This is a genomic window from Ornithinimicrobium sp. CNJ-824 (assembly GCF_001942405.1).
Taxonomy (GTDB): Bacteria; Actinomycetota; Actinomycetes; order Actinomycetales; family Dermatophilaceae; genus Ornithinicoccus; species Ornithinicoccus kibberensis.
Genome location: NZ_MKKA01000022.1, coordinates 42,301 through 56,979 on the forward strand (window position 1 = coordinate 42,301; position 14,679 = coordinate 56,979).

The 14,679-nt window shown below is 75.5% G+C and carries 14 protein-coding genes and 2 pseudogenes; 4 read left to right on the forward strand and 12 right to left on the reverse strand.

The window, feature by feature from the left end; translation table 11 throughout:
- Nucleotides 1-7: 7 nt before the first annotated feature.
- The 3 genes and pseudogenes from BJF81_RS20960 to BJF81_RS09125 form a co-directional block, all read right to left on the reverse strand.
- Nucleotides 8-178: a hypothetical protein gene (locus BJF81_RS20960; RefSeq protein ID WP_342447115.1), complete on the reverse strand. Its 171-nt coding sequence runs from the start codon at nucleotides 176-178 to the stop codon at nucleotides 8-10.
- Nucleotides 124-1,512, reverse strand: a complete 1,389-nt coding sequence (locus BJF81_RS09120; protein ID WP_342447116.1) for a DUF7059 domain-containing protein — start codon at nucleotides 1,510-1,512, stop codon at nucleotides 124-126. The genes BJF81_RS20960 and BJF81_RS09120 overlap by 55 nt, the downstream gene beginning before the upstream one ends.
- A 73-nt stretch (nucleotides 1,513-1,585) precedes the next feature.
- Nucleotides 1,586-3,941: pseudogene (locus BJF81_RS09125) on the reverse strand (sodium-translocating pyrophosphatase).
- 153 nt (nucleotides 3,942-4,094) lie between these two features.
- On the opposite strand from BJF81_RS09125, the gene BJF81_RS09130 reads away from it, so the two are divergent.
- A complete protein-coding gene (locus tag BJF81_RS09130) occupies nucleotides 4,095-6,404 on the forward strand; it encodes a DEAD/DEAH box helicase (RefSeq protein ID WP_075958188.1) in 2,310 nt (769 codons plus the stop codon).
- Between the two features lie 179 nt (nucleotides 6,405-6,583).
- The gene (locus BJF81_RS19535; protein ID WP_075958079.1) at nucleotides 6,584-7,003 is read left to right on the forward strand and encodes a LapA family protein; all 420 of its coding nucleotides are present in this window, start codon (nucleotides 6,584-6,586) and stop codon (nucleotides 7,001-7,003) included.
- On the opposite strand, the gene BJF81_RS19540 is transcribed toward BJF81_RS19535, so the two are convergent.
- The 7 genes from BJF81_RS19540 to BJF81_RS09170 all read right to left on the reverse strand — a co-directional run bounded on the left by BJF81_RS19540 (nucleotide 6,953) and on the right by BJF81_RS09170 (nucleotide 11,591).
- The gene (locus BJF81_RS19540; protein ID WP_075958189.1) at nucleotides 6,953-7,393 is read right to left on the reverse strand and encodes an Rv3654c family TadE-like protein; all 441 of its coding nucleotides are present in this window, start codon (nucleotides 7,391-7,393) and stop codon (nucleotides 6,953-6,955) included. The two genes, BJF81_RS19535 and BJF81_RS19540, sit on opposite strands and share 51 nt — an antisense overlap.
- A complete protein-coding gene (locus BJF81_RS09145) occupies nucleotides 7,390-7,719 on the reverse strand; it encodes a TadE family type IV pilus minor pilin (RefSeq protein ID WP_075958080.1) in 330 nt (109 codons plus the stop codon). Before BJF81_RS09145 ends, BJF81_RS19540 begins: the two co-directional genes overlap by 4 nt.
- A 32-nt stretch (nucleotides 7,720-7,751) precedes the next feature.
- Complete coding sequence (locus BJF81_RS09150) at nucleotides 7,752-7,955, reverse strand: DUF4244 domain-containing protein (RefSeq protein ID WP_075958081.1); 204 nt, start codon at nucleotides 7,953-7,955, stop codon at nucleotides 7,752-7,754.
- Nucleotides 7,956-8,026: 71 nt separating this feature from the next.
- Nucleotides 8,027-8,617 carry a type II secretion system F family protein gene (locus BJF81_RS09155; RefSeq protein ID WP_075958082.1) on the reverse strand — a complete coding sequence of 197 codons (591 nt, stop codon included), beginning with the start codon at nucleotides 8,615-8,617 and terminating at the stop codon, nucleotides 8,027-8,029.
- Complete coding sequence (locus BJF81_RS09160) at nucleotides 8,614-9,399, reverse strand: type II secretion system F family protein (protein ID WP_143780761.1); 786 nt, start codon at nucleotides 9,397-9,399, stop codon at nucleotides 8,614-8,616. The genes BJF81_RS09155 and BJF81_RS09160 overlap by 4 nt, the downstream gene beginning before the upstream one ends.
- Before the next feature lie 5 nt (nucleotides 9,400-9,404).
- Nucleotides 9,405-10,454 (reverse strand): TadA family conjugal transfer-associated ATPase, encoded by a 1,050-nt coding sequence (locus BJF81_RS09165; protein ID WP_075958084.1) that lies wholly within the window; start codon nucleotides 10,452-10,454, stop codon nucleotides 9,405-9,407.
- Between the two features lie 222 nt (nucleotides 10,455-10,676).
- Complete coding sequence (locus tag BJF81_RS09170; RefSeq protein ID WP_237770149.1) at nucleotides 10,677-11,591, reverse strand: Fic family protein; 915 nt, start codon at nucleotides 11,589-11,591, stop codon at nucleotides 10,677-10,679.
- A gap of 349 nt (nucleotides 11,592-11,940) precedes the next feature.
- On the opposite strand from BJF81_RS09170, the gene BJF81_RS09175 reads away from it, so the two are divergent.
- Nucleotides 11,941-12,435, forward strand: coding sequence for a phage holin family protein (locus BJF81_RS09175; protein WP_075958085.1), 495 nt, complete (start codon nucleotides 11,941-11,943; stop codon nucleotides 12,433-12,435).
- Nucleotides 12,436-12,507: 72 nt separating this feature from the next.
- Here the strand turns inward: BJF81_RS09175 and BJF81_RS09180 are convergent, their stop codons facing one another.
- The gene (locus BJF81_RS09180; protein WP_075958086.1) at nucleotides 12,508-13,164 is read right to left on the reverse strand and encodes an NUDIX hydrolase; all 657 of its coding nucleotides are present in this window, start codon (nucleotides 13,162-13,164) and stop codon (nucleotides 12,508-12,510) included.
- Nucleotides 13,161-13,843, reverse strand: a pseudogene (nth, locus tag BJF81_RS09185) (endonuclease III). Before nth ends, BJF81_RS09180 begins: the two are co-directional and overlap by 4 nt.
- Before the next feature lie 145 nt (nucleotides 13,844-13,988).
- Here nth and BJF81_RS09190 point away from each other — a divergent pair.
- Nucleotides 13,989-14,666, forward strand: coding sequence for a Crp/Fnr family transcriptional regulator (locus BJF81_RS09190; RefSeq protein WP_075958087.1), 678 nt, complete (start codon nucleotides 13,989-13,991; stop codon nucleotides 14,664-14,666).
- Nucleotides 14,667-14,679 lie beyond the last annotated feature (13 nt).

Consider the following 14,679-nt stretch of genomic DNA (forward strand, 5'->3'; position numbering starts at 1 on the left):
GCGGGGCTCAGCGCAGCAGCCCGTCCTTGACGAGGTCGCGCAGCACGGGGAGCACCTCGGCGACGACGGTCGCAGTGTCCGTCTCCGTGAGCACCGCCAGCCCCGCGCACAGCTGACGGGCGGTCAGGTCGCCGTCGCACGCGCCGACGAGGCCCGCACCGAGGGTGCCCAGGCGCACCGTCCGGCGCAGCCGCCGCCCTGGCGCAGCTGGATGACCTGCGGGTCGGGTGCCCCCGGTCGGCCGATCCGCTCCTCGGTCACGTCGTCGGCCACCTGCCAGGCCACGTTCAGCAGCTCCTCGTCGTCGTGCTCGGCCAGCCAGGTCCGGGCCCGCAGGCCGGCCAGGACGTGCGGGCCCATCGGGGCGGCGACGGGGTGGCGCACGTCGACCAGGTCCCGCCACGGGGCGCGGCCGGCACGAGGACGCTGCAGCGTCACGACCCCGAACCCGACCCGTTCCACGCCGCGCCCGGCGAAGTCGTCCAGCCAGGCCGCGTAGAGCTCCTCGAACTCCTCCGTGCCCGGCCGGTGACCGCCGTCGCGGATCCACGTCTCGGCATACTCGGCGACGTCCTGCTCCTCGCGCTGCACGACCCACGCGTCCAGGCCGGTGCCCTCGAGCCAGCCGGTCACGTGCCCGGCCCAGTCCTCCCCGGCAGCCAGCTCCCAGTTGGCGAGCAGCTGGGCAACGCCTCCGGGTCGCAGGTGATCCCCGACCCGTCCGACCAGCTCGGCGACCAGCCCGTCGCCGGCGCGGCCCCCGTCGCGGTACTCGTACAGCGGCACCCCCTCCCGGCGGGGCGTGATGACGAAGGGCGGGTTGGACACGACCAGGTCGAAGGTCTCCCCCGCCACGGGTTCCAGCATCGAGCCGTGACGCAGGTCCAGGCCCACGTCGTTGAGCGCGGCCGTGAGACGGGCCATCCGCAGGGCCCGGTCCGAGACGTCGGTGGCCACGACCTCCCCGGCGTGGAGGGACAGGTGCAGGGCCTGGACGCCGCACCCGGTGCCCAGGTCCAGCGCCCGCCCGACCTGCGGCCGGGGGGTCCAGGAGGCCAGCGTGGTGGACGCCCCGCCGACCCCGAGGACGTGCCGGGTGGGCAGCGGACCGCCCACCACCGTCTCCGGCAGGTCCGAGAGCACCCACCAGGTATGCCGTTCGTCCCCGTAGGGACGCAGGTCGAGGGCCGCCCGGAACAGGGGGCCGCGGTCGTCCGCGGGGTCCTGCCCCACCACCAGGCCGAGGTCCCGCAGACCGTCGAGGCCGGTCCGGCGCAGGACGACGTCCAGCAGGGCCCCGGGCACGCCCTCCCCGAGCACGAAGACCCGGGCCAGCACGGCGGCCGGCTCGTCGCGGCCCGCCAGCGCCCGGCGCGCCGGCAGCGGCTGGTCGCGGTGCAGCGCCGCACCGGCGGCGGGGCCGAGGAGGTCGGCCAGCGTCTCCACGGCGTACCCGGCCTCCGCGAGGTCCGCACGTAGGTCCTGGATCCGTCCGTCGTCGGTGGGGAGCACGTCGGTCACTGTGCCACGCACGGCGCCGGGGCGGCGCCCCGTGGGGTGCCGCCCCGCCGCCGGGGGACCGGGCTCAGTCCCCGGAGACGACTCCGGCCGACTCGACCTCGGGGGAGTCCCCGATGGCGATGTCGCGGCGCTTGGAGACCGTCACCGCGGCGACGATGACGACCACCGCCACCAGGGCGACGCCCCAGCGGAGCAGGTCGTTGCTGCCGTCCCCGTAGGTGAGGCCGACGATGGCCGGGGCGATGAGCAGGGCGACGAGGTTCATCACCTTGATCAGCGGGTTGATGGCCGGGCCCGCGGTGTCCTTGAAGGGGTCGCCGACGGTGTCCCCGATGACCGTGGCGGAGTGCGCCTCGGTGCCCTTGCCGCCGTAGTGGCCGTCCTCGACGATCTTCTTGGCGTTGTCCCACGCGCCGCCGGAGTTGGCCAGGAAGACGGCCATGAGCACGCCCGTCCCGATCGCACCGGCAAGGTAGCCCGCGAGGGACCCACGCCGAGGCCGAAGCCGACGGCGATGGGGGCGAAGACGGCGAGCAGGCCGGGGGTGGCCAGCTCGCGCAGCGAGTCCTTGGTGCAGATGTCGACGACGCGGGCGTAGTCGGGCTTCTCCGAGTAGTCCATGATCCCGGGCCTGTCCCGGAACTGGCGGCGCACCTCGAAGACGATGGCGCCGGCCGCGCGGGTGACCGCGTTGATGGCCAGGCCGGAGAAGAGGAAGACCACCGCTCCGCCGATGAGCACGCCGGCCAGCGCGCGCGGGTCGAAGATGAGGAAGGACTGGAAGACGTCCGCCTCGGCCTCCTCGCCGACGTCGCCCAGGGAGTTGGTGATGGCGTTCCAGTAGGCGCCGAAGAGCGCGGTGGCCGCCAGGACGGCCGTGGTGATCGCGATGCCCTTGGTGATGGCCTTGGTGGTGTTGCCGACGGCGTCCAGCTCGGTGAGGATCTGGGCGCGGCCTCGTCCACGTCGCCCGACATCTCGGCGATGCCCTGCGCGTTGTCCGAGACCGGGCCGAAGGTGTCCATCGCGACGATGACGCCCACCGTGGTCAGCAGGCCGCAGCCGGCCAGCGCGACGTAGAAGAGGGCGACGATCATCGAGCCGTTGGCGAGCAGGAAGAGGCCGAAGATGGCGCCGGCGATGGTGACGGCGGTGTAGACGGCGGACTCCAGGCCGATGCCGATGCCGGAGAGGATCACGGTGGCGGGGCCGGTGAGCGAGGTGCGGGCGACGTCGTTGGTCGGCTTGGACTCGGTGCCGGTGAAGTAGCCGGTGAGCCACAGGATGAAGGCGGCGAGCACGATGCCGATGACGACCGCCGCGGCAGAGCCGAGCGCCGGGTTGAAGTCGAGGTCGGCGGTGTCGCCCAGCAGCGCGAGCATGCCACCGGTGACGGTCCCGGAGGTGTCGCCGCCGCCGAGCTCGGCGGAGTCGGTCGGCAGGAAGACGAAGGCCGCGACGACGGAGGCGACCGCCGCGACGGCTGCGGAGACGTAGAAGCTGCGGTTGATGGCCTGGAGGGCGTTCTGGCCCGGCTTGGCCTTGGTGATGTAGACGCCCATGATCGCCGTGAGGACGCCGATGGCGGGGATGACCAGCGGGAAGGTGAGGCCGCCCTCGGCCCCCAGGGCCGCGGTGCCGAGGATGAGCGCGGCGACCAGCGTGACGGCGTAGGACTCGAAGAGGTCGGCCGCCATGCCGGCGCAGTCGCCGACGTTGTCACCCACGTTGTCCGCGATGGTGGCGGCGTTGCGCGGGTCGTCCTCGGGGATGCCGGCCTCGATCTTGCCGACCAGGTCGGCGCCGACGTCGGCGGCCTTGGTGAAGATGCCGCCGCCGACCCGCATGAACATGGCCAGCAGCGCGGCGCCGAAGCCGAAGCCCTCGAGCACGGTGGGGGCGTCGCCCTGGAAGGCGAGGACGACGAGCGCGGCACCGAGCAGACCGAGGCCGACGGTCGCCATGCCGACGGTGCCGCCGGTCCGGAAGGCGATGCGCATCCCTTGGTCGCGGTCCCCGTGGCGGGCGGCCTCGGCGACCCGCATGTTGGCGGCGGTGGCGAGGTTCATGCCCAGCCAGCCGATGGCGGCGGAGAAGCCGGCGCCGAAGAAGAAGGCCACCGAGCGGCCGATGCGCACGCCCAGGTCGTCGGCCGGCAGCACCAGCAGCAGCAGGAAGGCGACGACGGCGAAGATCCCGAGCGTCTTGAACTGCCGGGTCAGGTAGGCGGAGGCGCCTTCCTGGACCGCCGCGCCGATCGCCCGCATGCTGTCGGTCCCCGTCGGGGTGTCCAGCACCTGCTTGCGGAACATGAAGCCGAAGACCAGCGCGACCAGCGCGATGGCGAGCACGACGATCACGACGGCCGTATCGAATCCCGTGAGCGACAGATCGCTCACGGCGGTTCGGACTGGGACCATGGAACAGCCTCCTGGAGCTGGCCCGCGACGCTGCGGGTCGACGGGGCGGGGGACTCTCCCCCACGATGTGGTGGTCACTGTAGTGACCCGCTCCCGGTGCGCCCGTCCGGGGGCGGGGGTGTGTCAGGCGGTCGTCGTACCGTGGGCGGCCTCATGGACCAGCAGTTCGACCCCCACGCCGTCCTGGCCCACCTGGCCCGTGGGCCGCGGGCCGGCCGGCTCGTGCACGCCCGCACGCTCCCGGCCCGGGAGGGGCGCACCGTGGCGTGGCCGTCGTGGGTGGCGCCGCCGGTCACCGCGGCCGTCCAGGGGACCGGCATCGGCGACCTGTGGGAGCACCAGGCGACGGTCGCCGAGCTCGCCCGGGCCGGGCAGCACGTCGTGGTCGCCACCGGGACCGCGTCCGGCAAGTCGCTGGGCTACCTGCTGCCCGTGCTCACGGCCCTGGTCGAGGGGGCGGAGGCGGCGAGCGGGCGGGGGGCCACCGCGCTCTACCTGGCACCGACCAAGGCCCTCGGCGCCGACCAGGCCGCCCGGCTCCACGGCCTCGCCGTGCCGGGGGTCCGGGTGGCCACCCTCGACGGGGACACCCCGCCGGAGGAGCGGCGGTGGGTCCGGGAGCACGCGCACTACGTCCTGACCAACCCCGACCTGATCCACCACACGCTGCTGCCGGGGCACGAGCGGTGGCGGGCCTTCCTGCGGTCGCTGCGCTACGTCGTCGTCGACGAGTGCCACGTCTACCGCGGGGTGTTCGGCGCCCACGTGTCCGCGGTGCTGCGCCGCCTGCTGCGCGTGGCCGCCCGCTACGGCGCGTCGCCGACGCTGGTGATGGCCTCGGCCACGGTCGCCGAGCCGCAGGACCTGGCCCGGGCGCTCACCGGCCAGGAGGTCCGGGCCGTCACCGACGACGCCTCTCCGCGCGAGGAGACGGTGCTGGCCCTGTGGCAGCCCCCCGAGGAGGAGGACGGCCGGCGGCGCAGCACCCTGGCCGAGACCGCCGGGCTGCTGGCCGACCTGGTCGACGTGGGCGTGCAGACCGTCGCCTTCGCCCGTTCCCGGCGGGGGGTCGAGACCGTGGCCGCCCGGGCACGGGAGGAGCTGCAGGACCGGGGCGGGGGCGGACCGGGCCTGGTCGCGGCCTACCGGGGCGGCTACCTGCCCGAGGAGCGCCGCGCGCTGGAGGCGGACCTGCGGGCGCGCCGGGTCCTCGGCCTGGCCGCCACCAGCGCGCTGGAGCTGGGGATCGACGTGGCCGGCCTGGACGCGGTCGTCATGGCGGGCTGGCCGGGGACGCGGGCCTCGTTCTGGCAGCAGGCCGGGCGCGCCGGTCGCCGGGGGTCGCCGTCGCTCGCCGTGATGGTGGCGGCCGACGACCCGCTGGACGCCTACCTGCTGGGCCACCCCGAGCTCGTGGTCGACACGCCCGTCGAGGCGTGCGTCCTCGACCCGCAGAACCCCTACGTCCTGGCGCCGCACCTGGCCGCCGCGGCGGCCGAGCTGCCGCTCACCCGCGAGGACACGCGGTGGTTCGGCCCCACCGTCGCGGAGCTGGCCGAGCAGCTCGTGGCTGCCGGGGTGCTGCGACGGCGACCGACGGGGTGGTACTGGGCACGGCCGGACCGACCGGGCGACCACCTGCAGCTGCGCGACGCGGGCCAGCCGGTCCAGATCGTCGACAGGGCGACGGGGCGGGTGCTGGGCACCGTGGACGAGGACCGTGCCCTGACGACCGTGCACGCGGGGGCGGTCTACGTGCACCAGGGTGGTGCCCACGTGGTGACCGACCTGGACCTGGAGTCCGGGGTGGCTCTCGTCGTGGCCGGCGACCCCGGCTGGACGACCCGTGCCAGGACGGAGGGCGACTTCCGGCTCCGCGGGGTCCACGAGGAGCAGGTCTGGGGAGCTGCGACGGTCTGCACGGGCACCGTGGAGGTGAGCCACCGGGTCGTCTCCTTCCAGCGGGTGCTGCCCGACGGCACGGTGCTGGGCACGCATCCGCTCGACCTGCCCGAACGGTCGATGGTCACCCAGGCCGTCTGGTGGACCCTGCCCGAGGACGAGCTCGCCCTGGCCGGACTGGCGCAGGACCAGGTCCCCGGGGCGCTGCACGCCGCCGAGCACGCCAGCATCGGGATGCTGCCGCTCGTCGCGACCTGCGACCGCCGGGACGTCGGCGGGCTGTCCACCGCCCACCACCCGGACACGGGGCGACCCACCGTGATGGTCTACGACGGCCGGCCGGGCGGCGCCGGGTTCGCCCGCCGCGGGTACGCCGAGATGGCCACCTGGATCACCGCCACCCACGACCTCGTCGCGGGCTGTCGGTGCACGAGCGGGTGTCCCGCCTGCGTCCAGTCGCCGCAGTGCGGCAGCGGCAACGACCCCCTCGACCGGGCGGGCGCCGCCGCGGCCCTGTCCCACCTGCTGTCGGAGCGGACCGTCGCCGTCCCCGCCGGCTGACGGTCCCCTGGTCGCCCCGGGGACCGTCCGGGCGGACCGCGCAGGCCCCTTGCGCGGTCGCCCTGACCGCGGGCTCCGGCGGGCGCGGTCGCCGGGCGCGAGCCGGTCCGATAGCCTCGACAGGCACCCGACGACCGGCGCCCAGGGCCGGCGCCGACCCGTCCCGGAAAGGCCATTCGATGATCATCATCGGTCTGCTGCTCATCCTGCTCGCCGCCGCGGTCGTCGCCTACATGCTCCTGGCGACCGCCGGGACCGCCGCGGTGAGCATCGACTACGGCATCCTCAACCTCGAGATGCCACCGCTCTGGCTCTACCTGGCCGGGCTGGCGACCCTGGCGGTCGCCGCGCTCGGCTTCTGGATGGTCGGGGCCGGTGCACGTGCCAAGACCCGGCGCGCGCGGGAGGTCCGCGAGCTGCGCAAGCAGGCCAAGGAGGCCGACCGGCGGGCCGTGCGCACCGGTGACGCGTCCACGCTGGACCGCCCGACGGCCTCCGGCTCGACCGGCGCCCCGGCCCGCGGCACCCACTCCGGCCCGGGCAGCACCTCAGGGTCCACCGGGTCCCAGGACCGCAGCCGGCTCGACCTGGACCGCTGACGGTCCGGGGACCGCACCAGCGGCCGCGCGCCGGGTGACGGTCCAGCGACCCCCGGCCGTGGTCCGCACGACCACCTCGGCCCGCGGCCGGCCGGCGTCGCCCAGGGTCGTCCGGCACCGCACCAGGTCGGCCCCGTTGCGCAGCGCCACGTCCCGGGCGACCTCGCAGGCCGGCTCCTGCGAGGCTCCGGTCGACGACTCCGCCACCGCGGCCAGCGCGGCCAGGTCGGCCGCCGTGCGTGCCCGTTGCCCGGCGACCGCGACGGCGGCGACCATGGCTCCCGCCAGCAGCAGGGTGGCCAGCACCGAGACGAGCCCGACGGCCAGGACCGTGCCGGACCCCCGGTCCCGGTGGACCAGCGGCAGGTCCTTCCCGTACCTGCGGCTCACGACCCGGCCCCCGGCTCCCACCGGGCCACGGCCCGGCCACGTGCTGGTGGCAGCAGCCCCAGCCAGGACCCTCGGGCCGGCGCCTCCACGACGGCCTGCACCTCGTCCCCCTGGTCGGTGAGGACCAGGACCGACCCGGCCGGCGTCAGCTGCGCCACGACCTGCTCGACCGTGCCGGTCGCCTCACCGCTGGATGCAGCGCGCGCCGCCGCGCGCGCTGCATCCACGACCCTGACCTGGTCCACGGCCAGGGTCATCGCGGTCAGGCACAGCGCGAGCACCAGCACGACCGCGGGCAGGGCCACGGCCATCTCGGCCGTGGTCATCCCCCTGTCGTGGCCCCGGCGCCCGCGCCGGGTCACAACGACACCGACAGTGCGGTCGTGATGACCGTGGTGACCAGCCCCTCCACGGCGCCCGACTTGACGACGGCCAGCAGGAGCGCGGCGAAGGCGCAGGCGGCGATGGTCCCGACTGCGTACTCCGCCGTCGACATGCCCGACTCCCTCCCGCGTCGCAGCTCCTGCGCCGCCGCGGCCAGGGTGATGGTGCTCTTCCTCATGGTTCCCCTCCTTGGTGGGTGCGTCCCCGGGTGGGACGCACGTGTGGGTGGTGGTGCGCACGGACGTGCGCCTACCAGGTCAGGTCGCGGGTCAGGGCCAGCACGACGGGGACGACGGTGATGAGGACGAAGGCCGGCAGGTAGGCCAGGCCGAGGGGCAGGACCAGCCGGACACCGAGCCGGGCGGCCCGGACCTCCACGTCGGCCACCGCCTCCCTGCGGAGGTCCGCGGCGGCATCGACCAGGGCCTGCCCCGGAGGCACCCCGGCTGCCTGGGCCAGCCGGAGGGCCCGCGCGCCGACCCGCCAGCAGCCGTGCGCCGCGGACCAGGCCCGGTCGGGGTCCTCTCCCCCGTGGAGCGCTGCCGCGACCACGCCCAGGTCCTCCCCCAGAGGGCCGGGAAGCACCCCGGCGACGGTCCGGACGGCCACCGTCACCGAACCGCCTCCCCGGAGGGCGAGCGCCATCAGCTCCAGGGCCTCGGCGACCAGGACCGGGCTGCGCGCGCCGGGGCGTCCCGGTCCGGTCGCGCCCGGCGCCCCTCGTCCTCGGACCGGCCGGAGGCCGGTGGCGCGGCCGGGCAACCAGGGGGACCGGGCGGGCCAGCACAGCACCGCCACCGCCGCCAGGAACGCCGGCGCCCACGCCCACGCGCCGCTCACAGGACCCTCCGCACCACCGTGGCCACCAGCTGGCCCACGAGCAGGCGGCCGACGACCAGCAGCAGGACACCGGCCCCGGCCGCGGCTGCGGACAGGGGGTGCCGGTAGAGCTCGACCGGCCCGATCCCCAGCAGCCAGGCCAGTCCCACGCCAGCCACGGGCAGGAACGTCAGCACCCGTGCGGTGGCCTGTGCACCGGCGGTGGCCACGTCCACCGACCGGTGGAGCCGCCGACGCTCACGCGCGGCCCGGGCGCTCGTCCGTACCGCCGCCGCCAGGGGTGCCCCGGTGGTTGCGGCGACGGCCCAGGCGCGGGAGGTGGCGTGCAGCGTGGGGCTGCCCGTGCGTCGGGCCGCCCGGGCCCAGACCTGCGGCAGAGGTTGACCGTCCCCCGCCGACCTGCGCAGCTCGTCCCACGAACGTCCCCGTCCCGGCCCGGTCAGGTCCGCCAGGACCAGCGCGAGGGCGTGCTCGGTGGGCAGACCTGCCTCCAGCGCCGCCGCGAGCCCGTCCAGCACGAGCACCTCCTCGTCGGCAGACCCGTCGCCGTGGCGGCCGGCCAGCGCGGCAGCACGCTCTCGCAGGGCGGCGCGGCGTCCCCGGGCGGCGGTGCCGCAACCTGTCGGGCCCACCGCCGGCGCGTCCCCGTCCGCCGGTGGCGGGGACCCGGTGGCGGTCCGGCGGTCCGGCGTCGCCAGGAGCACCGCCGCGGCCACGAGCAGCATGGCGGCCAGGACGGCCGGGCCGGGCCCTGGGGCCGGGACGTCGACGGCAGGGAGCACGGGGGTCACCCCTGACCGTCCAGGAGGTCCGTCAGCGTCGCCCACCCCGGTCCCTGCTGCCAGCCGTCGGCGGACCGCAGGAGCGCGGGGCGGCTCATGAGCGGCTCCCCCGGCCGTGGCCGCTGGAGCACCCCGACCTGGTCGAGCAGGCGGCGCCCGTCCGCCCGCCGGGCGACGTGGAGGACCACCTCGATGGCGCTGCTCAGCTGGGCGTGGACGGCCTCACGGCTCATCCCGGCCAGTGCGCCGAGGGCCTCCATCCGGACGACGAGGTCCTCGGCGGTGTTGGCGTGCACCGTCCCGCCGCCCCCGTCGTGGCCGGTGTTCAGCGCCCCCAGCAGCTCACGGACCTCGGCGCCCCTGACCTCTCCGACGATGAGCCGGTCGGGTCGCATGCGCAGGCTCTGGCGGACCAGGTCGGTCAGCGTGACCGCGCCACGACCCTCCACGTTGTCGGTCCGTCCCTGCAGGTGGACCACGTGGGGGTGGTCGACCTGCAGCTCCCGGACGTCCTCCACGACGACGATCCGCTCCTCGGCCGGCACGTCCGCCAGCATCGCCGCCAGCATCGTCGTCTTGCCTGAGCCGGTGCCCCCGGTCACCACGAACGACCGCCGGGCCCGGACCACCGCGCGCACCACGGCCAGGCCCCGGTCGTCGAGCGCGCCCCAGGCGTGGAGCTGGTCGAGGTCGGGCGACCGGCGTCGGGCGACCCGCAGGCTCAGGTGGGCCGCCCCGTCGACGAGGGGTGGCAGGAGAGCGTGGAGGCGGATCCCGCCGGGCAGCAACCCGTCCACCCAGGGGCTCGAGTCGTCGAGCCGGCGGCCGGCGAGGCCCGCCAGCCGCACGGCCAGGCGCCGGACGCTGCGGTCGTCCTGGAGCAGGACCGTCGTCCGCTCCAGCCCGTCCCCCCGGTCGACCCAGACCCCGGTGTCGCCGTTGACCAGGACGTCGGTGACGTCGGGGGCGGCCACGAGCGCGGCCAGCGGCCCCAGCGCGGCGGCCACCACGGCGGAGGCGGGGCCGGCCCGGTGCTCGGGAGTCGCTGCATCCATGCGCCCACCCTGGGCCCGTGCCAGGACACGGGACCAGACGCAGGACGGGCCGTGTGGACGACGTCCGCGGCCCGCAGCCGGGTGTGGACCTCGGGACCGCGAAAGGGGGCACGGGAAAGGGGACGGCCCCGGCGGGGGGATGCCGGGGCCGTCGACGCCCAAGGTCAGGGGGGGATGACCTTGAGCGCCCGCGCTGCGACTCTTGCGAGGAGCGCTGTTCCTTCAGTATGCACCTCGGGTCGACCGAGATGCAACTACGCGCCGGGGTGTCTCAGCCCAGGCGTCCGGCCAGGACGCGTCCGCGATCCGCGTGCCCTCGGCAGCGGCCCGGACGACCGCGTCGGCACTGTGCAGGAGCCACAAGCGCAGACCGTCGGGGCCTCCGGAGACGTAGGCGCCCAGGGCTCCGCGGTAGTCGGTCCCGGCCCGGTCCGCGTGGCCGACCTCGGGGACGGCGACACCGGTGGGATCGAGCCCGCCGACCCTGAGCACCACGCGTTCGAGGGCACGCGCCACGACGCCGTTGCCCGTGACGAAGGGGCGCACCGCCACGATCTCCGCGTGCGCGACGGCGGCCACGAGCAGGGTCGGGGCACCTCCGTCGACGACCGCGGCGAGCAGGTCGTGGACGGCGGCGAGCCGCTCGCGCAGCTCGTCCGGGCCCGGTGCCGGGCCGAGCTCGGTCCACTCCAGGCACGTCTCCCCGGCGGCCCGGGGACGGCCCACCTGCGCCATGGGGAGCAGTCCGCCGGTGGCCGCGGCGTGCAGCGAGGCGAGGACCTGGGCGGGTGACCTCAGGTGGCTGGCCCCCAGGTGCTCGGTCGCCGCGGTCGCGCGGACGACCCCGGCCACGACCCGGAGGACGGGGTCGTCGGCCCGTTCCTGGCCCTCGAGCCCCCCGCGGACCAGGTCCCGGACCACGGCGGTGCTGAGCGTGGAGCCGGCCGGCTCGGCCCCATCGAGCATCGCGCTCGCGGTCGCTCCCCGGACGCGCGACTCGGCGGCGGCCTCGGGGATCCGGCGACGCAACGCCTGGTGCCAGCGCAGCCGCGTGCAGGCCTCCCGGGCCTCGTCCACCCCGTCCTGGACCCCCGGCAGCTCGGCCAGCTGGTGCAGGGCGGGAAGCAGGTCGGTCACGGGCCCCACTGTAGGTGGGGGTGCACCGCCCGCGAACCGGGCACCCGTCCCCTGGCCACGGTGCGCGGCCCCGTCCTGCCCACCCGGCGTCCCCTCCCTCTCCCCTTGCCAAATCGTGACCTGGGAACGCTGGTGGCCGGCCATCCCCTGTGACATCGTGCTCGTATCGACGAGGCGCCAGCCACGGGCTGGCCCACCGGCTGTCACGGGACCGGGGTCGACACGGTGCCTGCCCGGCACGTACAGGGGGTGCTGGGCGGGCACCGTCCTTGCGTCCGCCCCTCTTCCTGCCCCGTCCGCACGTCCACCTGACCTGCATACCCCTCCCGCAGGGGTTAGCATCCAAGCCATGGCCACTCCTGTTGACCCCGCCCAGCAGCCCTACACCGGCACGACCGGGGAGCGCACCATCGGACAGCTCGTCAGCGACGTGTCCACCGACCTCTCGCAGATCATGCGAGGCGAGATCGAGCTGGCGAAGGCCGAGATCAAGCAGGACGTCACCCTCGCCGGCAAGGGCGCGGGGATGTTCGCCGGCGCTGGCGTGCTCGCGCTCTACGGCCTGGGCCTGCTCTTCCTCGGCCTCGCCGGGGTGATCGCGATCTGGCTGGGATGGTGGGCCGGCCTGCTCATCATGGCCGGCGTCCTCTTCCTCGTCGCGGGCATCCTGGCGCTCGTCGGCAAGAAGCAGGTTACCCAGGTCAAGGGCAAGCCGCAGAAGGCGATCGACCAGGCCCAGCGCACGGTCGAGACGCTCAAGACGGCCCCCGCCCAGCTGAAGGGCCCGCCCACGACGGGCGGCGCACCCGTGCCCGCCAGCACGCGGACGACCTCCACGGTCTGACCCCCGGACGTCCTCGGCCGCGTCCCGGCCGTCCCGCGCCCCCGCCGTCGTCGCCCGTCCCGTCCCGACGGCTCAGGCGGGCAGGTCCCGCACCCGCCCGGTGTCCCACGGCACGGACATCCCGGCCAGGTCGAGGACGCGGTCGAGGATCCCGGCGGTGAACCCCCAGACCAGCAGCCCCTCCACGTCCCACGCCGGCCCGACGAACCCGCTGGGGTGACGGACCCGGAACCGGCGCGCGGGGTCCACGAGCTCGCCCACGGTCGGCTGGACCACCCGGGCCACCTCCCGCGGGTCCTTGGCCCACAGCGAGGCCGGGTCCGGCGAGCGCCACCAGCCCACCACCGGGGTGACGTCGTAGCCGCTGACGGGGATGTGCAGGGTCGGCAACTCGGCGAGCACCTCGACCCCGCCCCGGTCGAGGTCGATCTCCTCCCAGGCCTCCCGCAGGGCGGTGTCGGCGGCGTGCAGGTCCCCCTCCTCGGTCGCCCCGCCGGGGAAGGCCGGCTGCCCGGCGTGGCTGCGCATGCTGTGGGCCCGCTCGGTGATGACCACCCGGCTCCCGTCGGCGGCGTCCCCGACCGTGTCGGGGGCGAAGAGGACCAGCACGGCGGAGTGCCGCCGTCCCCCCTCGGGCGGCGGCAGGAACCTGCTGAACCGGTCCCCGCCCAGGTCGGGCACGGACTCCGCGAACGCCCGCAGCCACCCGGGCACCGGGTAGACGCTCACGCGCGGGCCTCGGTCCGCACGAGTGCGGCGGCGGCGTCGGGGTCGGTCTCCCCGGCCCCGTAGGACGGGCAGAGGGTGGCCACGGGGCAGGCTCCGCAGGCCGGCCGGCGGGCGTGGCAGGTGCGCCTGCCGTGGAAGATCAGCACGTGCGACAGGTGGGTCCAGTCCCGCCGCGGGAAGAGGGCGCCGATCGCGTGCTCGACCGCGACGGGGTCCTGCTCGCCGGTCCACCCCAGACGCCGGGCCAGCCTGCCCACGTGGGTGTCGACCGTGATGCCGGGCACGCCGAAGGCGTCGCCCAGGACCACGTTGGCGGTCTTGCGCCCCACGCCGGGAAGGGTGACCAGGTCCTGCAGCCGACGGGGCACGCGGCCGTCGAACCTCTCGACCAGCGCCGAGGCCATCTTCAGCAGGCTGTCGGTCTTGGCCCGGAAGAAGCCCGTGGGCTGGATGATCGTCTCCACCTCGGCGCGGTCCGCCGAGGCGAGGGCCCGGGCGTCGGGGTAGCGGGCGAACAGCGCCGGAGTCACCCCGTTGACCCGACGGTCCGTGGTCTGCGCGGACAGGATTGTGGCCACGAGGAGCTGGAAGGGGTCGCCGAAGGTGAGCTCGCACCGGGCGTCCGGGTAGCGCCCGGCGAGCACGCGGTAGGTGCGGCGCGCCTCCGGGTCAGTGCCAGCGGCGTCTCGCCCGTGGGCGTGGCGGATGGGGTCGTCCCCGCCCCGGCTGCGGGGGTCTCGGCGCTGCTCACGCTCCCAGCGTAGACGTGACGCGCGACACACCCGGTCCCCCGTCCCGACGGCCGGTAGTGGCACTATGTGCACGTGGACCGGCAGATCGTGATGAAGGCGCCCCTGTTCTCGGCCCTCGACGACGAGACCGCGGGACGGCTGGCGAGCTCGATGACCCCGCACCAGCTCGCCCGCGGCGAGGTGGTCTTCCGCGAGGGCGATCCGGGGGACTCGCTCTACGTCGTCATCAGCGGGAAGGTCAAGCTGTCGCGGACCTCGGGCGACGGTCGGGAGAACCTCCTGCAGGTCCTCGGCCCGGGTGAGATGTTCGGCGAGCTGAGCCTGTTCGACCCCGGCCCGCGGCTGTCGACCGCCTACGTGGTCTCCACCGCCGAGTTCATCTCGCTGGGCAACGACGCCCTGCGGCTGTTCCTGGCCGACCACCCCGAGGTCGCCATGCAGATGCTCGCGGGCCTGGCCCACCGGCTGCGCCGGACCAACGAGGGCATCTCCGACCTGGTCTTCACCGACGTGCCGGGCCGGGTGGCCAAGGCGCTCCTCGACCTGGCGGAGCGGTTCGGGCGCCGGACCGAGCACGGCGTCCTGGTGGCCCACGAGCTGACCCAGGAGGAGCTGGCCCAGCTGGTGGGCGCGAGCCGGGAGACGGTCAACAAGGCTCTCGCCGACTTCGCGCACCGGGGGTGGGTCAGCCTCGGCGCCAAGTCGGTCACGCTGCTCGACGTCGACCGGCTGCGTCGCCGCGCCCGCTGAGGCACGGCGACCC